General features: G+C 49.4%; 21 protein-coding genes and 1 other annotated feature. Of the genes, 6 read left to right on the plus strand and 15 right to left on the minus strand.

The annotated features are described in order from the left end of the window. Positions 1–35: 35 nt before the first annotated feature. The 6 genes from I8U23_RS09715 to I8U23_RS09740 form a co-directional block, all read right to left on the minus strand. A complete protein-coding gene (locus I8U23_RS09715; protein WP_037993373.1) occupies positions 36–569 on the minus strand; it encodes a CvpA family protein in 534 nt (177 codons plus the stop codon). A 14-nt stretch (positions 570–583) separates the two neighbouring features. After that, entirely contained in the window at positions 584–877 is a 294-nt protein-coding gene (zapA, locus tag I8U23_RS09720) for a cell division protein ZapA (protein WP_181732020.1), read from the minus strand. A gap of 2 nt (positions 878–879) precedes the next feature. Next, on the minus strand, positions 880–3,297 hold the full coding sequence (pheT, locus tag I8U23_RS09725) for a phenylalanine--tRNA ligase subunit beta (protein WP_049719801.1): 2,418 nt from the start codon (positions 3,295–3,297) through the stop codon (positions 880–882). A 17-nt stretch (positions 3,298–3,314) separates the two neighbouring features. Further along, positions 3,315–4,316 (minus strand): phenylalanine--tRNA ligase subunit alpha, encoded by a 1,002-nt coding sequence (gene pheS / locus I8U23_RS09730; RefSeq protein WP_037993383.1) that lies wholly within the window; start codon positions 4,314–4,316, stop codon positions 3,315–3,317. 106 nt (positions 4,317–4,422) lie between these two features. Further along, positions 4,423–4,641, minus strand: a binding site (T-box leader). 25 nt (positions 4,642–4,666) lie between these two features. Continuing rightward, on the minus strand, positions 4,667–5,503 hold the full coding sequence (locus tag I8U23_RS09735; RefSeq protein ID WP_049719800.1) for a TrmH family RNA methyltransferase: 837 nt from the start codon (positions 5,501–5,503) through the stop codon (positions 4,667–4,669). Continuing rightward, entirely contained in the window at positions 5,500–6,210 is a 711-nt protein-coding gene (locus tag I8U23_RS09740; protein ID WP_049720019.1) for a potassium channel family protein, read from the minus strand. Before I8U23_RS09740 ends, I8U23_RS09735 begins: the two co-directional genes overlap by 4 nt. 61 nt (positions 6,211–6,271) lie before the next feature. On the opposite strand from I8U23_RS09740, the gene sspI reads away from it, so the two are divergent. After that, the gene (gene sspI / locus I8U23_RS09745; RefSeq protein ID WP_037993387.1) at positions 6,272–6,484 is read left to right on the plus strand and encodes a small acid-soluble spore protein SspI; all 213 of its coding nucleotides are present in this window, start codon (positions 6,272–6,274) and stop codon (positions 6,482–6,484) included. Positions 6,485–6,543: 59 nt separating this feature from the next. Here sspI and I8U23_RS09750 read toward each other — a convergent pair whose 3' ends face one another. From I8U23_RS09750 to I8U23_RS09760, 3 genes are all read right to left on the minus strand, one after another. After that, positions 6,544–6,717 (minus strand): hypothetical protein, encoded by a 174-nt coding sequence (locus I8U23_RS09750; protein WP_231564556.1) that lies wholly within the window; start codon positions 6,715–6,717, stop codon positions 6,544–6,546. A gap of 91 nt (positions 6,718–6,808) precedes the next feature. Further along, positions 6,809–7,225 carry a disulfide oxidoreductase gene (locus I8U23_RS09755; RefSeq protein WP_037993390.1) on the minus strand — a complete coding sequence of 139 codons (417 nt, stop codon included), beginning with the start codon at positions 7,223–7,225 and terminating at the stop codon, positions 6,809–6,811. Positions 7,226–7,228: 3 nt separating this feature from the next. Beyond that, positions 7,229–7,933, minus strand: a complete 705-nt coding sequence (locus I8U23_RS09760; protein WP_082240556.1) for a DsbA family protein — start codon at positions 7,931–7,933, stop codon at positions 7,229–7,231. Between the two features lie 167 nt (positions 7,934–8,100). Between I8U23_RS09760 and thiD the strand changes: the two genes are divergently transcribed. From thiD to I8U23_RS09785, 5 genes are all read left to right on the plus strand, one after another. After that, positions 8,101–8,910: a bifunctional hydroxymethylpyrimidine kinase/phosphomethylpyrimidine kinase gene (gene thiD / locus I8U23_RS09765; protein ID WP_049719799.1), complete on the plus strand. Its 810-nt coding sequence runs from the start codon at positions 8,101–8,103 to the stop codon at positions 8,908–8,910. Then, positions 8,907–9,542: a thiamine phosphate synthase gene (gene thiE, locus I8U23_RS09770; protein ID WP_037993394.1), complete on the plus strand. Its 636-nt coding sequence runs from the start codon at positions 8,907–8,909 to the stop codon at positions 9,540–9,542. Before thiD ends, thiE begins: the two co-directional genes overlap by 4 nt. A gap of 381 nt (positions 9,543–9,923) precedes the next feature. Then, on the plus strand, positions 9,924–10,448 hold the full coding sequence (locus I8U23_RS09775) for a matrixin family metalloprotease (protein ID WP_037993397.1): 525 nt from the start codon (positions 9,924–9,926) through the stop codon (positions 10,446–10,448). Between the two features lie 28 nt (positions 10,449–10,476). Beyond that, positions 10,477–11,157, plus strand: coding sequence for a hypothetical protein (locus I8U23_RS09780; protein WP_037993398.1), 681 nt, complete (start codon positions 10,477–10,479; stop codon positions 11,155–11,157). Positions 11,158–11,326: 169 nt separating this feature from the next. Next, a complete protein-coding gene (locus tag I8U23_RS09785) occupies positions 11,327–12,556 on the plus strand; it encodes a glycoside hydrolase family 10-like protein (protein WP_370526939.1) in 1,230 nt (409 codons plus the stop codon). 55 nt (positions 12,557–12,611) lie between these two features. Here the strand turns inward: I8U23_RS09785 and leuB are convergent, their stop codons facing one another. The 6 genes from leuB to ilvD form a co-directional block, all read right to left on the minus strand. Beyond that, the gene (gene leuB / locus I8U23_RS09790) at positions 12,612–13,721 is read right to left on the minus strand and encodes a 3-isopropylmalate dehydrogenase (protein ID WP_198050995.1); all 1,110 of its coding nucleotides are present in this window, start codon (positions 13,719–13,721) and stop codon (positions 12,612–12,614) included. Positions 13,722–13,735: 14 nt separating this feature from the next. Further along, positions 13,736–15,286: a 2-isopropylmalate synthase gene (locus tag I8U23_RS09795; protein ID WP_049719798.1), complete on the minus strand. Its 1,551-nt coding sequence runs from the start codon at positions 15,284–15,286 to the stop codon at positions 13,736–13,738. Between the two features lie 23 nt (positions 15,287–15,309). Beyond that, on the minus strand, positions 15,310–16,314 hold the full coding sequence (gene ilvC / locus I8U23_RS09800; protein ID WP_037993406.1) for a ketol-acid reductoisomerase: 1,005 nt from the start codon (positions 16,312–16,314) through the stop codon (positions 15,310–15,312). Positions 16,315–16,332: 18 nt separating this feature from the next. Continuing rightward, complete coding sequence (ilvN, locus tag I8U23_RS09805; RefSeq protein WP_037993408.1) at positions 16,333–16,836, minus strand: acetolactate synthase small subunit; 504 nt, start codon at positions 16,834–16,836, stop codon at positions 16,333–16,335. Then, complete coding sequence (gene ilvB / locus I8U23_RS09810; RefSeq protein ID WP_082240557.1) at positions 16,833–18,638, minus strand: biosynthetic-type acetolactate synthase large subunit; 1,806 nt, start codon at positions 18,636–18,638, stop codon at positions 16,833–16,835. The genes ilvN and ilvB overlap by 4 nt, the downstream gene beginning before the upstream one ends. A 523-nt stretch (positions 18,639–19,161) precedes the next feature. Continuing rightward, positions 19,162–20,832, minus strand: a complete 1,671-nt coding sequence (ilvD, locus tag I8U23_RS09815; RefSeq protein ID WP_037993412.1) for a dihydroxy-acid dehydratase — start codon at positions 20,830–20,832, stop codon at positions 19,162–19,164. Between the last annotated feature and the right edge of the window lie 101 nt (positions 20,833–20,933).

The raw sequence follows: 20,933 nt of genomic DNA on the forward strand, positions 1-20,933 counted from the left end.
CGTCCCTCCCCGACAGCTGTTGCATACTAAACATATTATAATGCCTTTCCTTGAAACAACCGATCCAGTTCCCGGGTCAAATCCGGCGTCCAGCCGGTGATCGCATGAGCCACTTTCGACCCCTCCACCGCTTCCTGCCCGGTGCTCCAGGGAAGAACCGCAAGCACGTTGACCATAATAAACGTGATCAGCATCACCTTGGCCAGCCCGAGGATGGCCCCTCCCGCTTTATTGATGGAATGAAGAACGGGAAAGCTGGCCACCTGATTCAAAAGGGATGCGAAGATGGACAATACCCAGCGTGCACCGATCAACAGGATGAAGAAAGCCATTGCCGAGTAGATCATTTTATCCACCGGCACCAATGTCATCCATCCTTGTTGCGTGGAATCCGGCAGTTTCCACAAGTTGCTCAGCACCGGCGCGAGCTCATCGGTAAAATGAAAAGCAATCCAGAGGGACAAAATGTAACTGAGCAACGAAGTCACTTGCATGACAAACCCCTGCCGGTATCCTTGGATCAATGCACCGGCAAGAAGAAGAAGGACAATCATGTCAAAACCATTCATGCTGTTTTTTCACCTCATGGCTCTTCGTCTTCAATCAAGTGCATGATCTCATCGTATTCCTGTTTCAGTTTTAAATAATCATCCGCAATATTGACCGCCGACAAGACGGCCAGGCGGGCCACGTCCAAACGCGGGTTATTGTCGGCGATTTGCCGCATTTTTTCATCGACGTGGCTTGCCACCTGACGCATATGGCTGGGACTGGCTTTTCCCGTCAGCTGATATTGGGTTCCGTAGATTTCCACACTTAATTTATTTCTCACTGCACCGTCCTCCTTCACACTGTGAAGGTTTCCTCGTTGATCCATGCTCATTGTCTGAGCTGTGCGCCAAATTGCTCGGTCAGATAATGGACAATTCGCTCATGGATTTGATGAACTTCTTCATCGGTCAAGGTCCGTTCATTCGTCCGGAAAACCAAAGAATACGCCACACTTTTTTTACCTTCCCCAATCTGCTCCCCGGTAAACACATCAAACAGGGTTACAGATTCAAGCAATTCTCCGGCCACTTTCCGGATCCCTGCTTCGATCCGGCCGGCCGGCACATTTTCATCCACCGTCACGGCCAGGTCACGGGTTACGGCCGGATAGCGGGGAATCGGTTCATAAATCACTTGCAGATCCTTTTTAAGAAGTTTTTCAAGATCCAGCTGGAGCACAACCGGTTCACTTAAATCATATTCCTTGGACAATTTCGGATGCAGTTGCCCCAATACGCCGATCACTTCATCCTCCACCACACACAGTGCGGTCCGTCCCGGGTGGAATCCGTTCAAATCGGCCGCTTGATACTCGGCATCCCGCACTCCGAACCGTTCCAATACGCTTTCCAAAATTCCTTTCAGTTCATAAAAATTCTGCGCATCCACTTGCGGGGTTTTCCAGATGGACGCGGCTTTCGGCCCGGCAATGAGCGCGGCCAGTTGCAGCCGTTCTTCCGGCAAATCGGTCAATGTTTCTTCTTGCGTCAAATAAACTTTCCCCACTTCAAACAGTTGAACCCGTTCATTTCCACGATGGACGTTGTATGCCGCCACTTTGATCAATTGGGGCAACAATGTCGTCCTCAGCACCGCATGTTCCTTACTCATCGGCATGGCCACACGGATGGGTTGAAGATCATACAACGAAGCGATTTCCTGCTCGGCCTCATCCGATGTCAAACTGTAAGTCACCACTTCGTTTAACCCGAGTTCCCGCAACATATGCCGGGCATCGCGGCGCAGTTTTTGTTCCTTTGTCAGGGCGCCCGGCAATTGCTGGCCCCAGGGCAATGTCGCGGGAATCCGGTCATAGCCGTACAATCGGGCCACTTCTTCGACCAAATCCACTTCCATCATGAGATCGGGCCGCCGCGTCGGAATTTGCACCTGGTAAACATCGTTTTCAAATGCAGCCGGCAATCTCAGCCGACGGAAGATGTCCATGACTTCATCCGGACTGATTTGCACGCCCAACAAATTGACAAGTCGTTCATGGCGCAGGGAAATAGTGACTTCTTCAACATCTCCCGCCTTATGCACAGACGCATCCGAAGAAACGACCCCTCCGCAAAGTTGGCGCAACAATTGTACCGCCCGGTAAAGCGCGGGAAGAATTTGTTCCGGATCCACCCCTTTTTCGAAACGGGTGCTCGCTTCCGACCGGAGCCCCAGATTTTTGGAAGTTTGGCGGACGGTCAGCGGGTTGAAGAACGCAGCCTCCAGCAATACGGTTTTGGTTTCTTTCGTTACCTCCGAAGAAGCTCCCCCCATCACGCCCGCAACCGCCAGCGGCTCTTGTCCGTCCGTCACCAACAACATTTCGGGGTCACATTCACGCTCCACATCGTCCAACGTCACAATCTTTTCCCCATCGTTGGCGCGACGGACCAGGATTTGGCCGTTTGCGATTTTGTCAAAATCAAAAGCATGCAAAGGCTGTCCCGTCTCCAACATCACATAGTTGGTAATGTCGACAATGTTATTGATCGGCCGGATCCCGGCGGAAATCAAGCGGTTTTGCATCCATTGCGGGGAGGGTCCCACTTCCAGATTGCCCACCACTTGCGCGGCATAAAAAGGACAGTCCTCAACAGATTCTACGACAACTTCCACCCCGGTTCCTGCTTCGCTCGGAACTTGTTCGGAGATGACCGGCAGGCGCAATTCCCGGTCAAAAATCGCCGCCACTTCATGGGCCACTCCCCACATTCCCAAACAATCGGAACGGTTCGGGGTCAACTGCAATTCAATCACTTGGTCATCCATGCTCAAGTATTCTTTAATATCCATCCCGACCGGAGCATCCGGTTCCAATACAAAAATCCCTTCGGTTTGCTCCTTCATCAGCACTTTGTCGGGAAATCCCAGTTCTTTGGCCGAGCAAATCATCCCGTGCGATTCCACGCCGCGCAGTTTGGCTTTTTTAATATGGACTCCGCCCGGCAGTTTGGCACCGATCAAAGCAACCGGAATCCGTTGGCCTGCCGCCACGTTTTTGGCCCCGCAAACAATTTGCAACAGTTGCCCTTTCCCCACATTCACCGTGCAAATATTCAACCGGTCTGCTTCCGGATGGGGCTCCACCGCCAACACTTCACCGACAACCACGCCGTTTACTCCCGGATCCCGGGTGTAAATGACTTCCACCTCAATCCCGGTCCGGTTCATCTCCTCCGCGATATCTTCCGGCGAAATTCCTTCCAGGTCAACATATTGAGACAACCATTCATAAGATACTAACATCCTTCCAATTCACCTCTTCAGACGTTCTTAAATTGCCGCAAAAAACGCAAATCGTTGTTGTAGAAATGGCGAATGTCGTCAATGTCATATTTCAACATCGCAATCCGTTCCACACCGATCCCAAACGCAAAGCCGGAATAACGTTCCGGATTGTAACCCGCTTTTTCCAGCACGTAGGGATGAACCATTCCGGCCCCCAAAATTTCAACCCACCCTTTTTCAGGATGATAAATGTCCACTTCGACACTCGGTTCGGTGAACGGGAAGTAGCTGGGACGCAAACGGATCTCGGTTTCCTCGCCAAACATTTTCTCGATAATGGTCAACAGCACGCCGTTTAATTCGCTCATGGACACCCCGCTGTCCACCACAAGCCCCTCTATTTGCGTAAACTGATGCGAATGCGTGGCATCGTCGTCATCGCGCCGGTACACCTTTCCAGGAGCAATAATCCGCACCGGAACCCGTCCTTCTTTTTCCAAAAGGGTTCGAACCTGTACCGCGGATGTATGGGTCCGAAGCAGAATTTCCGGAGTGATGTAAAAAGAGTCCTGCATGTCCCGGGCCGGATGCCCTTTCGGCAAGTTCAACATTTCAAAGTTAAATTGATCAGTTTCCACTTCAGGGCCCTCCGCAATTTCAAAGCCCATTCCGACAAAAATGTCTTCCATTTGTTCAATGATCAGTTGCAAAGGATGCAACGTCCCCGGTTCGGGTTTGATCCCGGGCAAAGAAACATCAATCACTTCCCGGTTGATTTGTTCCTGAAGAACCGCTTCTTCCAATTCTTTCTCTTTTCCCGCAATCAACTCTTCCAGATATCCACGGACTTCATTGGCCATGCTTCCAATCACCGGACGCTCTTCGGGGGGAAGATCTTTCATGCCCCGGAGCACTCCGGTCAATTCGCCCTTTTTTCCGAGATACCTCACTTTCAATTCACGTAATTCATCCAAGCTTTGCGCCTGATGAATGACCGAAGTCGCCTCTTCTTTCAAGACTTCCAATCGCTCACGCATTGTTCGATCTCCTTTCGGTAAAAACTGTCGTCAATGGCACCACAAATGGTATCAAATGAAAAGATAAAATAGAAAATTATTCCATAAACAAAAAAGACCTCACGCCCAAAGGGACGAGAGATCCGCGGTACCACCCTTTTTTGAGAAGGAAACATCCTTCTCCGCTTCTTTGCAATAACGGTCATCAACCGGTCCCCCCTACTCCATCGTTCAGGGGTCAGCTCCGGAGTGAATTTCAACAGCCGGTTCCTTAGAAATGCTTTCAGTCACGGCATTTCCTCCCTGAAAGGTCGTACTGCCTACTTGTCTCCTTCACAGCCGTTTATGGATATGATTTTTCTGCGGAAAAATTATTTTATATTATAATCGAACTCTCCATTTCCCCGCAAGGAGCCTTGGCGAATTCGTTCATACATGAGTAAAGCGCCGGTGACGGAAACATTCAGTGATTCCGTTCCGCCGGGCATGGGGATGGTCACATGGTCATCCACAAATTCCTCCAAGCGGCGATCCACCCCCCGCCCTTCATTTCCCAACAAGATGGCAACCCGGGACGGAAACGGATAATGAAAATAAGAGCGGGTTGCATGCGGAGAAGCGTTCACAACCGTCACGTTCCGATCCTTTAAAACGGGGATGACCGCACTTAAATCTTCCTGCCATAACGGCACTTTGAAAATGGCCCCCATCGAAGCCCGGATCACTTTGCCATTGAAAGGATCCACGGTCCCTTTGCCCAAAAAGATCCCGTCCATGCCCGTTGCTTTGGCAGTCCGGATCAATGTGCCCAAGTTTCCCGGATCCTGAATGGAATCCAAAAGCAAGAAAGTGTTCCCGCCTTTGGTTTGTTTCCACACTTCATCCAGCGACCAACGGGGGCAACGGACCACCGCCATGATTCCCTGGGGAGTCGTGGTCTCTGCCAGCTGTTGAAACAAAGACGAAGGCAATTCAAACACCGGAACATTCTCAGGGATCTTTTTCAACCAATCTGCCGTTTTGTCCTTCGCAGCTTCGGAAAAAATCACGGCTTGAAAAGCCATTTTTGCCCGCAACGCTTCTTCAAGCAAATGTTCCCCTTCGATCAGTAATGCGTCTTGCTGCTTTCTTCCTTTTTTGGTTTTCAGCTTTTTCCATTGTTTCCACTGTCGGTTTTCCGAAGATGTAATCCGTTCTATCTTTTTCATTTGGCATGCTCCTGTAATTTTTGCAAATCTTTGTTGTGTCCGATCACGACCAGAACGTCTCCTTCATGAATCGCATCGGTGGCCGAAGGCGCAATGTTAAAGGTGTTTCCCTTTTTGATGGCCATCACGTTGCAACCAAACCGGGCCCGGATATCCAATTCTTGCAACGTCTTCCCGGAAAAAAAGTCCCGGGCGATAATTTCAATGATGCTGTAGTCATTGGATAACTCAATATAATCCAGGATATTCGGGGAGATTAAACTGTGCACCACCCGAACGCCCATGTCTCTCTCCGGAAAGACCACCCGGTCGGCCCCGATTTTGTCCAACACCTTCCAATGCAATTCGTTGATGGCTTTGACCACCACCTGTTTACAGCCGATTTCTTTGAGCAGCAAAGTCGTTAAGATGCTTGACTGAATATCGTTTCCAATGGCCACGATGACCACGTCAAAATTGCGAATCCCCAAGGATTTGAGTGCATTTTCATCGGTGGTGTCCGCCTCGACGGCATGGGTGACGATTTGCGACATCTCTTGGACACGGGAAGCATCTTTATCGATGGCCAAAACTTCGTATCCCATCTCGTGCAAAGTACGCGCCATCGTCCCTCCAAACCTCCCCAGCCCGATGACAGCAAAAGTTTTGATTTCCAATCGTTTGTCCACCTCTTTCTCCCATAAAAGCTGGCGCCGCAACTTTTTCATCCATTGTTGGATAATGTTCCATAATCCGCACAATCTATATTCAAAAAGGAGGATTATACACATGAATTTTGACATCCGTGGTGCAGTGATTCACAACATTCATAACATGAATGAAGAAGAACTGCAAGAATTGGTTGTTGACTCCATTCAACAACGTGAAGAAAAGTTGCTTCCGGGTCTGGGGGTTTTATTTGAAGTCATCTGGAAAAACAGCACGGAAGAAGAACGCCAGGAAATGATTGAAACCCTGCGTGAATCCCTTTCCAAACAATAATGCCCCAAAATAAAAAAAAGCCTGTTCTTTAAAAAAAGAGCAGGCTTCTGCATTGTTCCTCACCAGAAGAAACCGCCGCCATATCCGCCGAATCCGCCAAAACCGCCGAATCCGTAGAATCCCCAAAAGCAAACAAAGAGGATGAACAGAATCACCAAGATCGCGATCAAAAACCACTTCGATCCCAAACCGTCATAGTGATCGTAGGGACCACTCGCCAATTTCCGTTTCATAGGCTGTCTCCTTTCATTTGCCTATCTCTCACTACTTTATGTATCAAAAGACAGGAAAGAAATGGACAAATCCCTAAAAAAACAGCCTAATTTACTCAAAATGGTTCCGTGCCCCCCACAGGAACCCGGTGATGAGCAGAAAAGCCACCAAGGCCAAAAATGGAATGGTGACGAAACCAAACCAATTGATATACATTTGCTCACAAGGAACGCCAACCCGACAAGCAGCAACTTCGGAGAGAAACGGAACTTTTTGTTTGAGATAATGGAAAAGCGAAATGCCCGCCCCCAATACGGTAAGCGGCAACACATAAGGAATGATGCCCCGGTCATTCCGGTAGGAGGCAATGCCGAGAAGGATCACCAGCGGATACATCAAAATCCGTTGCACCCAACACAACGTACAGGGAATAAATCCCAATATTTCACTGAAATAGAGGCTTCCCAATGTCGCGATGAGTGAAACGAGCCAAGCAAAATAAATCCCGTACGTTCTCACCAGACGCATCCTTCACTTCTCCTTGTTTGCCAGCTCGCTGTCGATCATTTTTTTGAGGGCTTCATAATCCAGTGCATTTTCCACTTTTTTTCCGTTGACGAAAACCGCCGGCACCGATTCAATGTTTAATTTTTTTGCTTTGTTGTTGTCTGCCGTCACTTCATTTAAATACGTTTTGTTATCCAAGTCTTCCCGCACTTTTTTTGCATCCACTTCGGGAATGTTTTGTTCAATCAATTGTTCCAAAAAGTCCGGAGTGGCCCATTTCACGGATTCATCTTTCTGATGGTTGTAAATAGCGTCATAAAACTTCCAATAAGCTGCGGGATCTTGTTGATAGACGGCTTCTCCGGCCATTCCCGCTGTGATCGAATCTTCCCCGATAAACTGGTAATTGGTGAAATACATCTGCACTTTGCCGGTATCGATATATTCTTTTTTCAATTTGGGATAAACGGTGTCATGAAACACTTTGCACACCGGGCACTTATAATCGCCAAACTCCATCAACTTGACAGGGGCATTGTCATCGCCAATCGCCGGCTGGCCGTCGTATTCAACCGGAAGCACACGGGCCGTCTCTTCGCCGGGATTATCCTTCCCCGCGAAAGAATTGATGATGGCAAAAACACCCAATCCGATAAAAACAACCAAAACCGTCACCATGGTAATGGTGCTCATCCGGGTCTTTTTCTTTTTTTTATGCGCATTGGCCATAAATCAAGTCACCTCCCTCATCGATTTTACAATAAAAAGAAAGAAAGTTCATTCCGTTTTCTTGGACGGGCAACCCTCCCTCTTTCCGGCAGGTTTTGCAGCTTTATTCTTTTGTTTCCCTTGTGTTACAATGCGATGGGAAAGATCAGGACAGAAGGAGAAGCACCATGAAACAGATTGCACGCGCACTCACCATCGCCGGCTCCGACAGCGGCGGGGGCGCCGGAATTCAAGCAGATTTAAAAACATTTCAAGAGCTTTATGTATTTGGGATGAGCTCAATTACGGCCATCACAGCCCAAAACACCCTCGGGGTTCAAAAGGTGGGTGTGGTGGATCCCGATCTGGTTGCCAAACAGATCGACTCCGTTGTCACAGACCTCGGAGTGGATGCAGCCAAGACTGGCATGCTCGCCAATGCGGAAATCATCGAAGTGGTTGCGGCCAAAGTCAAAGAACACCAAATCGGTCCCTTGGTCATCGACCCCGTGATGGTTTCCACCAGCGGACACCAACTGCTCACCGAAGACGCCCGGGTGGCGATGAAGAAAAAATTATTGCCGCTGGCAACCCTTGTCACTCCCAATTTGCATGAAGCGGAAATTCTTGCAGGCCAACGGATCACCGGCTGGGAAGACCGGAAACAAGCAGCCCGGAAATTGGTGGATGAAGGCGCCAAAGCAGTGATCATCAAGGGTGGACACGGCAAAGAAGAAGAGGCGATCGATTTGTTGTATGACGGAAAAGACTTTGTCTCCTTTTCATCGCCTCGCTTCAAGACCAATAACACCCATGGAACGGGTTGCACCTTTTCGGCAGCCATCACCGCTTATTTGGCAAAAGGAGAGTCTTTGCATGAAGCCGTCCGTCAAGCCAAGAATTTTATCACTGCTGCAGTCGGAAATCCTTTGATGCTCGGAAAAGGAAACGGCCCAACCAACCACTTTGCACACCGCCTGAAGGAGGAATACCAATGAAATGGTCTGGCGACGTTCTGTCGGTTTATTTCATCATGGGCAGCCAGGATTGCTCCGGCCGTTCACCGGAAAGCATTCTGGAGGAGGCTATTCAAGGCGGCATCACTTGCTTTCAGTTCCGGGAAAAACATCCGGATCTTCACATGCACCAAGTCGTGGATTTGGGATTTCGCCTGCGCGCCATTTGCCAAAAACACCAAATTCCTTTTATTGTGAATGACCGTGTCGATTTGGCCCTCATCCTGGAAGCGGACGGAGTGCACATCGGCCAGGAAGACCTGCCTGCTTTCCATGTCAGAAAGTTGATCGGCAAAGAGCGGATTCTCGGGGTTTCCGCCAAAACCGAAACCGAAGCACTGGAAGCTGTACAAAACGGAGCCGATTATATCGGCGTCGGGCCCATGTTTGCCACAAAAAGCAAATCCGATGCCGGACATCCCGTCGGGCCTGAAACGATTACCCGCATCCGCCGTGTCGTCGGGAAAACCTTTCCCATTGTGGGAATCGGCGGCATTAACCGGCAAAATGCGCGGCAGGTCCGGGAAGCAGGAGCAGACGGGGTCGCCGTCATCTCCGCCATTGCACAAAGCCGGTCACCCCAACAGGCCGCGGAAGACTTGAAAAACGGATAAACCAACAATATTAAAAAAACACAAGATATTATTCTTATATTTCTAAAAATTATATTTACACATATAATAATATTATTATATAATTGGGTAGAGAACGCTCAAATCTCTTCCAATCTCACTTCCACTTTCCGTGAAGGAGGTGCGCCAATGCCTTCGCTCATCCTCTCGAAATGCGACAAATGCGGAACTCCGGATTGCAAATGCCCGGATTGCGACTGTAAAAAATAACAAATCCTCCCATGGCCAGTCCTTCAGGGCTGGGTTTTCTTTTAATAGAAATACTTTTGATAAAAAATACATGCGTTAGACAAAAATATAAAAGTATTATAACTTAGTAGATGATTACAGCAGCTGGGCATTCCACATTAGGAGGGAAACAAGTTGAAAAAGAAAGCACTCATTCTCTTCCTCATCACCCCTTTATGTGTGTGGATATTTCCTTCCATGACTTTCGCATACAGCTTTACGGGTGACAAATTATGTGATTATTATTATGTATACTATCGCTGGGGCGGACACATCACGAATGAACATCAGGAAGCTTCCAAAAAAGCGATTCAAAGCTGGAATGAAGCACAGGACAAACGCCGTTTTGTGCAAGGCGATTCCTCCGCAACCGGAGTGGTCGATTCTTATTACTCCAGCACAGATGGTTATTTTGGCTATTCTTACTGGCAAACCGGCGTGGGTTCCTGCATCAATTCCTGGGTGGCAAAAATGAATACATACTATGAGTCCAATAACGACTCCCAATTTGGGCAAAGCGTCCTGGGCCATGAAATCGGGCACATTCTCGGTTTGGCGCATACCAATTGGACATCCCTGATGAATACGGAACGTGACCGGTTTCATACATATACCCCGCAGACCGACGACATCAACGGGGTAAACAATTTATATGAGTGAAACTTCCTGGCTTAAAGGAGGATTTTCATTGAAGTGGAAAAAAATCTCTTTTCTGTTTACAACCGTCTTTCTTCTCTTGGCTGCCGGCTGTATGCCCGGTGACAAAAAAGAAGAAGTGAACATGGGCATGCATGTCGATTTGGCTATGGCAAACAATTTGCCGGCCATGATTGATCAAGCCCCCGTCATCGTCCTCGGCGAGTACAAGGGAATGGACCGGGTGGAAAACGGGGCACGGAATCCGAAAAATCCGGCACTCCCTTCCGAAAACACCTATCATGAAGTGCAAGTGTACAAATTTCAAGTCGATCGGGTGCTCAAAGGAAAACTGGAGCAAAAGAACATCGAAGTCGGCATTGCCCACAAGCTTCAACTGCAAACCAATGATGACCAAAAAATTGAAATCATCCATCCTCTTTACACCCAACCGGAGAATAACCAAAAATACATTTTATTTCTGAATCACCCGGACACGTACACCCGGTACCACACGTTTCGGTTTACACCGCATTCCATTAAATTGGACAAAAAAAATATTGCCCATTTGGTCATGCCTTCCATGAAACTGCAAAAACAACGAGTGGAAACGCAAGATCAAATCTTCCATATCAACATTGACGGTTTTCCGTCCGATTATCATGATCAAATCACAGGTAAACCTTTATCTTCCCTCTTTGATTTGATCCGTTTGGAATCAAACCCGAAATAAATAAGCACCCTGAGGGCAAAAAGGCTTATTGGATTGATTTTGGACAAGCGAACGTGACACTCGCTTGTTTTTTTTATTTTGTCTTTCAGAGATTTCAAGACGAGACGTCGAAATATTTTGATATAATAAATTTGCGAAACATTATCAAACAATTGAGAGGAGATGGATTGTGAAGCGATTGGTTCTGTTATTGCTTTCATCTTTGATGATCGCTTTCACATGGTATCCGATGGCTGAAGCCCGCACTTCCAGTCAAAGTGAATTCCGGGGGGTTTGGATCGCCAGTGTCACAAACATCGACTGGCCGTCCAATCCATATCTGAGTGCGGAAGAACAAAAGAACGAGTTCATCACGATTCTGGAAGAGTCCAAAAAAATGGGGTTAAACGCGGTGGTGGTGCAAATCCGTCCGACAGCGGACGCTTTTTATCCCTCCCAATGGAATCCGTGGTCAAAATATCTGACCGGGGAACAAGGAAAATCCCCCGGCTATGACCCGCTGGCCTTTATGATTGAAGAGGCCCATGCACGAAATCTGGAGTTTCATGCCTGGTTCAATCCCTACCGGGTGAGCATGGACACCCGACTGGATCAACTGGTTCCGGATCACCCGGCGCGAAAAAACCCGAATTGGGTGGTTTCTTACGGGGGAAAACTTTGGTTCGATCCGGGTATCCCCGCTGTCCAAGATCATATTGTGGACAGCATCATGGAAGTGGTCCGCAATTATGACATTGATGCCGTTCATTTCGATGATTATTTTTACCCGTATCCTGTGCAAGGACAAGACTTCCCGGATGATGAAACCTACCAAACTTACGGACAAAATTTTCCGGACAAAGGAGACTGGCGGCGGCATAATGTCAACACCCTCGTCCAGTGCGTCAGCCAGGCCATCAAAAGCGAAAAACCGGGTGTGAAGTTCGGCATCTCTCCGTTTGGCATCTGGAAAAACAAATCAAGTGATCCGACCGGCTCCGACACGAACGGATCCGAAAGCTATTTCACGGTTTATGCCGATTCGCGCACATGGATCCGGCAAGGATGGCTTGATTACATCGCCCCGCAAATTTACTGGAACATCGGCCATCCGGCCGCCGACTATGCCAAGTTGCTTGCATGGTGGTCCGGTGAAGTGGCGGGAAGAAACACTCATTTATATATTGGACATGCCGCCTACAAGATCGGCAATGATAACGAAGCCTGGGACAACCCGGAAGAAATCCCCAACCAGATCAAAATGATCCGGCAAAACGCGTTTGCAAAAGGAAGCATTTTTTTCAGTTACAAAGACTTAAATGCCAATCGTCTCGGCATCAAGGACCGCCTGGCAAACGATCTGTACCGGGAACCAGCCGGGATCCCGTCCATGCCCTGGTTGGACAGCACATCGAAATGATTTAAATTCCTTTCAAAAAAGCCGGCAATGCCGGCTTTTTTCACTTTCATCTTCTTTAATTCGCTTGGGACAACACCGGAGAACACCGCTTCAGTTCTTCCACGACCAAATCTCCAAATTCCTCCGTATCCACCGCCATCGTATCCGGTTTTGCCAAATCCGGCGTCAGGTACCCGTTAGCAAAAACCGTTCGCACGGCCTGCTCCACTGCCTCAGCCGCTTGGTGGAAACCAAATGAAAATTTCAACATCAATGCAGCAGACAATATCGTCGCCGCCGGATTGGCCACTCCCTGTCCGGCAATGTCGGGGGCGGAACCATGAACCGGTTCATACAAACCAAAGGAATCTTCACCCAGGCTGGCCGACGGCAACAAACCGATGGAACCGGAAAGAATGGCGGATTCATCACTTAAAATATCGCCAAACATGTTTTCAGTCACCAGCACATCAAAAGAAGACGGGCGCAGAATTAATTGCATGGCGCAATTGTCCACCAGCATGTGTTCCAAGGTGACATCCGGGTATTCTTCCGCCACTTTTTCGGTCACCTCCCGCCATAACCGGGAACTTTCCAACACATTGGCTTTATCCACGGATGTCACTTTTTTCCCCCGCTTTCTGGCAATTTCAAATGCTTGCCGTACAATTCGTTCAATTTCGTATTCATGATACACCAGCAGGTCAGTGGCCACTTCGCCCTGTAACGTTTGCGAACGGGTCTTCTCTCCAAAATAAATGCCGCCGGTCAATTCGCGAACCACAATGAGATCCACGTCTTTCACCACATCGAACCGCAAAGAGGAATTTGTGTTTAATCCTTCAAACGCCATGACCGGACGCAAATTGGAAAACAAACCGAGTTCTTTTCTCAGTGCCAGCAAAGCCTTTTCCGGACGCAGTTCAGCCGGATACCGGTCCCATTGGGGTCCCCCGACCGCCCCGAGCAAAACCGCATCTGATGCTTTGCATAATTGCAACGTTTCATCGGGGAGGGGAGTGCCCACCCGGTCGATGGCCGTCCCCCCCACCAAGCTGTATTGAAATTCAAAGGCGCAACCATACATCCGTTCCACTTGATACAAAACCTTCACAGCCTCTTCCACAATCTCCGGACCGATTCCGTCTCCCGGCAATACAGCCACTTTTTTCTTTGCTCCGCTCATCTCTGTCCACTCCTTTATACTGTCGTCACTGCTGTTTTCTCGGCAGGATAATCTCCTTTGCGACGAATCAGACGGTTGATCGCATCCAGGTACGCCCGGGCACTGGCCTCCAGCACGTCTGTGCTCACACCTCTGCCTCTGACATAAAGCTCGCCTTGTCTCAACTGAACACTCACTTCACCCAGCGCATCTTTTCCTTGCGTCACTGAATGGATCCGATAATCCTCCAAAGACACTCTCTCCTGTGCAACCCGGTCAATGGCTTTAAAGATGGCATCCACCGACCCGTTCCCGCAGGCCGCTTCAAAGAAGGTTTTGCCATCACTTTCTCTTTTGATCTTAATGCTTGCCGTCGGAAGAGACGGATTGCCGCAGGTGACCTGCAATGATTCCATCACATAAAAGTCCTGTGCATGCACCAGTTTTTCTTCCACCAATGCAATCAAATCATCATCGGTGATTTCTTTTTTGCGGTCGGCCAACTCTTTAAAGCGTTCAAACAACGGGTTGACTTGCTCCTCTTTCAGCTCAAACCCCAATTCCACCATCTTCGTTTTGAAGGCATGGCGGCCGGAATGTTTGCCCAACACCAGACGGCTTTCATTTAACCCGACGCTTTCCGGAGTCATGATTTCATAAGTTTCGCGGTGTTTCAGCATGCCATCCTGATGAATGCCCGACTCATGGGCAAACGCATTGGTTCCCACCACCGCTTTGTTTCCCGGAACCGGCATGCCGGTCAATTTGCTTACCATCCGGCTGGTGCGGTGAATTTCTTTTAAATTGAGTGTCGTTTGCACGCGGTAATAAGCTTCTCTTGTTTTCACAGCCATGGCGATTTCCTCCAAAGCTGCATTTCCCGCCCTTTCACCGATCCCGTTGATGGTGCATTCCACTTGGGACACACCGGCCTCAATCGCTGCCAGACTGTTGGCCACCGCCATCCCCAAATCATCATGGCAGTGCGCGCTCAACCGCACTTGATCCACCCGCGGCACCCGGTTGATCACTTCGCGGAACATATCCGCATATTCTTGCGGCGTCAGATAACCGACCGTGTCCGGCAGGTTAATCACCGTGGCCCCGGCTGAGATGGCAGTGTCAACCACTTCGCACAAAAAGTCGATTTCGGTTCTTCCCGCATCTTCTGCCGAGAACTCAATCTGTGAAAAATACTTTTTTGCATAGGTGATCGCTTCACGGATCCTGGTTTTCACCTGTTCTTTATCCATCTGCAACTTGTATTCCCGATGGATTGGAGAGGTTGCCAGAAATAGATGGAGATATGGGGATTCCGCCGCTTGTAACGCTTCCTTTGCAAAGTCGATGTCCCTTTTCACCGCCCGGGACAAACTGCAGACAGACGCATTTTTCACCACTTGTGCCACTTCTTTGACAGCATTCAGATCTCCTTTGGAGGAAGCGGCAAATCCGGCTTCAATCACATTCACCCCTAACTTTTCCAACTGAATCGCAATCTCCACTTTCTCCCGGGTGCTCAAATTGACACCCGGTGACTGTTCTCCATCGCGCAATGTCGTGTCAAAAATCATGACTGTACGCATACCCGCTTCCTCTCCTTTAAACTCTATTGTTTCACAGGCTCAGCTTTCGTCCAGACCATCAACTTTCTCAACTGACTCCCCACTTGCTCAATCGGATGCTCTTTCCCAGCTCTTCTCAACTCTGCAAACTCTTTTCGTCCATTCTCGTTCTCTTGGATCCACCGGCGGGCAAAGGAACCGTCTTGAATTTCTTTTAAAATTTCTTTCATGGCTTCCCGGCTGGATTCTGCAACCACCCGTTTTCCGCTGACATAATCGCCGAACTCAGCCGTGTCACTGACCGAGTAGCGCATCTGGCTCAAGCCGCCTTCATACATCAAATCGACAATCAATTTCAATTCATGCAAACATTCGAAATAGGCGATTTCCGGTTGGTATCCGGCTTCCACCAGGGTTTCGAACCCGCTTTGGACCAGGCGGCTGACCCCGCCGCACAAAACGGCTTGTTCCCCGAACAGGTCGGTTTCGGTTTCTTCCTTGAAGGTGGTTTCAATCACGCCGGCTTTGGTGGAACCGATGCCTTTACAGTAAGCCAAGGCCATGTCTTTGGCTCTTCCGCTTGCATCCTGATAAACCGCGATCAGGGACGGAACACCAAATCCTTCTTCAAAAACTCTTCTTAACAGATGGCCCGGCGATTTGGGGGCAACCAGGATGACATCCACCTTTTCGGGCGGAACAATTTGTTTAAAATGAATATTGAATCCGTGTGAGAACATCAATACATTTCCCGGTTGCAAATAAGGGGCAATCTGTTCTTCATACACCTTTTTCTGAAGCTCGTCGGGAATCAGCACTTGCACAACATCGGCACGTTTGACGGCTTCATCCACCTCCAGCACTTCAAATCCGTCCGCGGCCGCCTGTTCCCAAGATTTCCCCTTCCGGAGTCCGATCACCACGTTCACTCCGCTGTCCCGCAAGTTTTGTGCCTGGGCATGCCCTTGGCTTCCGTATCCAATCACCGCAACCGTTTTCCCTTGCAACAAAGACAAATCCGCATCTTGCTCATAATACATTTTCGCCATTGTTCCATTCCTCCTTAATTAAAGTGAAACCATTTTGTTTTCAGACACACTGCCTCTGGAAATCGCCGTCACTCCGGTTCGGGCCACTTCCTGAATCCCGTAGGGACGAAGCAGTTCAATCATGGCTTCCAGTTTGAGCGGGTCACCCGTCACCTGGATCACCAGCGATTTTTGACCGACATCCACGATGTTTGCCCGAAAGGGTTCGATCACTCCGGTGATCTCGGCTCTGACCGACGGCGGTGCCGCCACCTTGATCAGGAGAAGCTCCCGTTCAACCGACTGGTCTTTTTCCAACTGTTCCACCTGGATCACGTCGATCAATTTGTTTAATTGTTTTGAAATTTGCGCGATGGTCGACGGGTTTCCCCTGGTGACGATCACCATGCGGGAGTAGGCCGGATTCTCAGTCTCCCCCACACTGATGCTTTCAATGTTGAAGTTCCTCTGCCCGATCATACTGGCCACCCGCGCCAAGACCCTGGGTTGATTGTTGACCAACACGGATAAAACTCTTCTCATCTCAACTCATCTCCCATCACCATCTCATCCAGACTCGATCCCGGAGCCACCATCGGATAAACATTTTCATCCGGTTCGACCCAGAAATCGACCAACGCCGGTCCGGGATGATTCAGGGCCTCATTCCAGGCGGAGACGGCTTCTTCCCTGTTTTTAGCCCGCCAGGCCTTGACTCCGTAGGCATCCGCCAGTTTGACAAAATCCGGACCGCCTGAAAGATCAACGTCACAATAACGTTGCTCATAAAACACTTCCTGCCATTGCCGGACCATCCCCAAACACTGGTTGTTGATGATGGCGATTTTCACCGGAAGATTCAAAAGAGGAAGAAGCGCCAGTTCTTGGGCGGTCATTTGAAATCCCCCGTCCCCTGTCACGGCGATCACCGGGCGGTCCGGCACTCCCAATTGGGCCCCGATGGCTGCCGGAAAACCGAATCCCATCGTGCCAAGACCGCCGGAACTTAACAGCGAGCGGGGATGGTGGAACCGGTAAAACTGTGCGACCCACATTTGGTGTTGTCCCACATCCGTGGTTATGATCGCTTCCCCTTTGGTCGAGCGGTAGATTTCTTCAATCACCCACTGGGGCTTTAATGAACAGCCGTCGTCGCGGTAAGTTAACGGATATTCTTTCTTCCAAAAATCCAACTTCTCCATCCACGCTTTTGAATTGCTCCGCGGCACGTTTCGGTTCACCTTTTGCAAAACGGTTTTGACATCTCCGACCAGCGGGATCCAAGTCTCCACATTTTTTCCGATCTCCGCCGGATCGATGTCGATATGCACGATTTTGGCCCGTTTTGCAAATGTGTCGATGCGCCCCATGGTGACCCGGTCATCAAAACGGACGCCGATGCCGATCAGCAAATCACACTCCAACAAAGCGTGATTGGCGGTGTACGTTCCATGCATCCCCGGCATCCCCAGCCAATACGGATGGGTGCCGGGAAATCCCCCGATTCCCATCAAGGTTGTGGTCACCGGGATCTCCGATTGCTCGGCTAACTCCCTCAGCTCGTCGGCCGCACCGGATGTGACCACGCCTCCTCCTGCCAAAATCAATGGTTTTTCGGCTTTGGAAATGGCGTCGTAAAGTTGTTCAATCCGGGCTTGCTCAGGCTCTTCCGGAATTTTTAACCCGGGGATGTGGACTTCTTCCGGATAGGAAAGCGTTGTTTTCGCATTGGAAACATCCTTCGGAATGTCAATCAACACCGGTCCGGGACGCCCCGTTGTGGCAATTTTGAACGCCTCTTTCACAATCCTCGGCAACTGGGAAACATCCCGGACCAAATAGTTATGCTTGGTGATCGGCATCGTGATTCCCGTGATGTCTGCTTCTTGGAAAGCATCCGTCCCCAGCAAATCCTGGGCCACATTCCCTGTGATACAAACCAAAGGGACGGAATCCATCATGGCTGTTGCAATGCCTGTGACAAGGTTGGTTGCTCCCGGTCCCGAAGTGGCAATGACCACCCCGGGCTTTCCGGTTGCTCGCGCGTATCCGTCCGCGGCATGAATGGCTCCTTGCTCGTGGCGAGCGAGCAGATGTTGAACTTTTTCGTGATATAACGTGTCATAGATCGGCAGTACTGCTCCGCCCGGATAACCGAATATCACCTCTACTCCTTCCCGGATCAAACTGCGAAGCAAAATCTCGGATCCAGTCAGTTCCTCCCTCTTCTCTGCTTCTGACTCAACTGCCTCCGTCGTTCTGGTTTCCACTTGGGGAGCCAACGCTTGTTCCTCCTTTTCGGATGTAAATAAAAAAACCCGATTCACCCCACACGACAAGTGCATGCCGTCATTGGGACGAATCAGGTTCGTGGTACCACCCAATTTTACCGACTTTTCGCAAAGCCGGTCTCAATGGGTACAGACAAAACACCATGACCTGTACCCTGTCGATAACGGGACAACCGGGAATGTACTACTCGATGCAAGCACATTGCATCTTTGGCCACCCGACTCCGAGGTGAGAGAATCATAAGCTCATGGTTCCGGTCTCAGCAAAATCCGGACTCTCTGTAACGCACTCGCTTATGTTCATTCCTCTTCATCGTCTCAATATACTGAATTATCAGGCTTGTTGTTGTTTTAAAACAGCCGCTTGAAAAACGGCAGAAATTTAGGAGACATCAGCGGTGAAGTTTTTTAAGAATTACAATTTCGACTATTTAGATGCTATTATAATCACCCTCTTCACAGGGTGTCAACCGGTTTTTCCGGGAAAATTCATTACAAATTTGTAATCGTTTGCAAATTTTTTAAATAAGTTGAATCACCTCTTTTTTCAGAAAGTGATTCAACCGTTTAAAAATTCCTATACTTTTTTTAAAACAGCCCCGGTATTGGCGGAAGTCACCATATGGGCATAACGTCTTAAAAAACGTCCCTCCACTTCGATGGAAGGTGCTTTCCATGCCGCTTTCCTTTTTTTCATCTCCTCATCGGAAACCAAAAGCTGAAGCGTTCCCTTATCCAAATCGATTTCAATTTCGTCTCCCGGCTCGACCCATCCAATGGGGCCTCCTTCTGCCGCCTCGGGAGAAATATGACCGATGCAAATTCCTCTCGTCGCCCCGGAAAAACGGCCGTCGGTGATCAACGCCACCTCTTTTCCGAGCCCCATTCCCATGATGGCGGAAGTCGGCGACAACATTTCCGGCATTCCCGGGCCGCCTTTGGGGCCTTCATACCGGATGACGACAACATGTCCGGACTTCACTTTTCCCATGGCAATTCCGGCAATGGCCGAATCCTGGGAATCAAACACAATGGCTTTTCCCTTAAACCGGCGAATCGAAGGATCCACCGCCCCGGTTTTAATCACTGCACCGTCGGGGGCGAGGTTCCCGTATAAAATCTGCAGTCCTCCCGTTTCACTGTATGGCTTGTCAACCGATTTGATGACCGCGCGGTCTTTCACTTCCGTTTCTGCAATATTTTCACCCAGTGTTTTCAAGGTCACCGTCGGTCGATCCAGATTCAGCAACCCCCCGATTTTACTCAACTCATGGAGAATGGCCGAAATGCCTCCCGCCCGGTCCACATCTTCCATGTGCCAATTTCCCGCCGGGCTGACTTTACATAAGTATGGGACTTTTTTCGAAAGTTCATTGATGGACTCCAGTGGATAATCGATTCCTGCTTCGTATGCAATCGCCATGGTGTGAAGAATCGTATTGGTGGAACCTCCCATGGCCATATCCAACACCAGTGCATTATCCACCGATTCCTTGGTAACAATATCCCGCGGCTTCAGGTCCGCTTCGATTAAACGGAGAATTTGGCGGGCCGCTTTTCTCGCCAATTCATTTCGTTCCTCCGTACCGGCAAGGATGCTTCCGTTTCCCGGCAAAGCCAATCCCAGTGCTTCCGCCAGACAGTTCATCGAATTGGCCGTAAACATACCGGAACAAGACCCGCAGCTTGGACACCCAAACTGTTCCAACGTTTGCAATTCCCGTTCGTCCATTTTCCCGGCGTGATAAGCCCCTACTCCTTCAAAAACCGAAACCAGATCCACTTTTTCTCCCTGCGGTGTCACCCCGGCCCGCATCGGTCCGCCGCTGACGAAAATGGTCGGGATATTCACCCTCAAAGCCCCCATCATCATGCCGGGCGTAATTTTGTCACAATTAGGAATACAAATAAGCCCGTCAAACCAATGGGCCAACGCCACCGTCTCCACCGAATCGGCAATGATCTCCCGGCTGGGCAACGAATAGCGCATGCCGATATGCCCCATGGCAATACCATCGTCCACACCGATCGCATTAAATTCAAAAGGAACTCCGCCCGCCTCCCGGACGGCTTCTTTCACCACTTCGGCAAATCTATTTAAATGCATATGCCCCGGAATGATTTCAACAAATGAATTGCATATGCCGATAAAAGGCTTGTCAAAATCTTCATCTTTCAATCCGGCTGCCCGCAACAATGCGCGGTGCGGCGCCCGGTCGATCCCTTTTTTAATTTTGTCACTTCGCATTGTTCTCCCCCTTTTTTGATTTTTCATATCAGTTTATAACAAAACGGGACGGATGTCACGACTAAAAAAGGGACCAAAAAACAAAAACAACAGAAATTTAT

It is taken from the genome of Thermoactinomyces sp. CICC 10735 (assembly GCF_016055175.1).
Classification (GTDB): domain Bacteria; phylum Bacillota; class Bacilli; order Thermoactinomycetales; family Thermoactinomycetaceae; genus Thermoactinomyces; species Thermoactinomyces vulgaris.

Excerpts from the sequence above, each read along its gene's own strand:
- leuB (WP_198050995.1), bottom strand. The coding sequence starts at position 13,721 with ATGAGCGGAGCAAAGAAAAAAGTGGCTGTATTGCCGGGAGACGGAATC.
- I8U23_RS09750 (WP_231564556.1), bottom strand. The coding sequence starts at position 6,717 with ATGAAACGGAAATTGGCGAGTGGTCCCTACGATCACTATGACGGTTTG.
- ilvN (WP_037993408.1), bottom strand. The coding sequence starts at position 16,836 with ATGAGAAGAGTTTTATCCGTGTTGGTCAACAATCAACCCAGGGTCTTG.
- I8U23_RS09760 (WP_082240556.1), bottom strand. The coding sequence starts at position 7,933 with ATGGCCAATGCGCATAAAAAAAAGAAAAAGACCCGGATGAGCACCATT.
- I8U23_RS09735 (WP_049719800.1), bottom strand. The coding sequence starts at position 5,503 with ATGAAAAAGATAGAACGGATTACATCTTCGGAAAACCGACAGTGGAAA.
- ilvB (WP_082240557.1), bottom strand. The coding sequence starts at position 18,638 with ATGCACTTGTCGTGTGGGGTGAATCGGGTTTTTTTATTTACATCCGAA.
- sspI (WP_037993387.1), top strand. The coding sequence starts at position 6,272 with ATGAATTTTGACATCCGTGGTGCAGTGATTCACAACATTCATAACATG.
- ilvC (WP_037993406.1), bottom strand. The coding sequence starts at position 16,314 with ATGGCGAAAATGTATTATGAGCAAGATGCGGATTTGTCTTTGTTGCAA.
- zapA (WP_181732020.1), bottom strand. The coding sequence starts at position 877 with ATGGATCAACGAGGAAACCTTCACAGTGTGAAGGAGGACGGTGCAGTG.
- pheS (WP_037993383.1), bottom strand. The coding sequence starts at position 4,316 with ATGCGTGAGCGATTGGAAGTCTTGAAAGAAGAGGCGACTTCGGTCATT.
- I8U23_RS09715 (WP_037993373.1), bottom strand. The coding sequence starts at position 569 with ATGAATGGTTTTGACATGATTGTCCTTCTTCTTCTTGCCGGTGCATTG.
- I8U23_RS09740 (WP_049720019.1), bottom strand. The coding sequence starts at position 6,210 with ATGAAAAAGTTGCGGCGCCAGCTTTTATGGGAGAAAGAGGTGGACAAA.
- pheT (WP_049719801.1), bottom strand. The coding sequence starts at position 3,297 with ATGTTAGTATCTTATGAATGGTTGTCTCAATATGTTGACCTGGAAGGA.
- thiD (WP_049719799.1), top strand. The coding sequence starts at position 8,101 with ATGAAACAGATTGCACGCGCACTCACCATCGCCGGCTCCGACAGCGGC.
- I8U23_RS09795 (WP_049719798.1), bottom strand. The coding sequence starts at position 15,286 with ATGCGTACAGTCATGATTTTTGACACGACATTGCGCGATGGAGAACAG.
- I8U23_RS09755 (WP_037993390.1), bottom strand. The coding sequence starts at position 7,225 with ATGCGTCTGGTGAGAACGTACGGGATTTATTTTGCTTGGCTCGTTTCA.
- thiE (WP_037993394.1), top strand. The coding sequence starts at position 8,907 with ATGAAATGGTCTGGCGACGTTCTGTCGGTTTATTTCATCATGGGCAGC.
- ilvD (WP_037993412.1), bottom strand. The coding sequence starts at position 20,832 with ATGCGAAGTGACAAAATTAAAAAAGGGATCGACCGGGCGCCGCACCGC.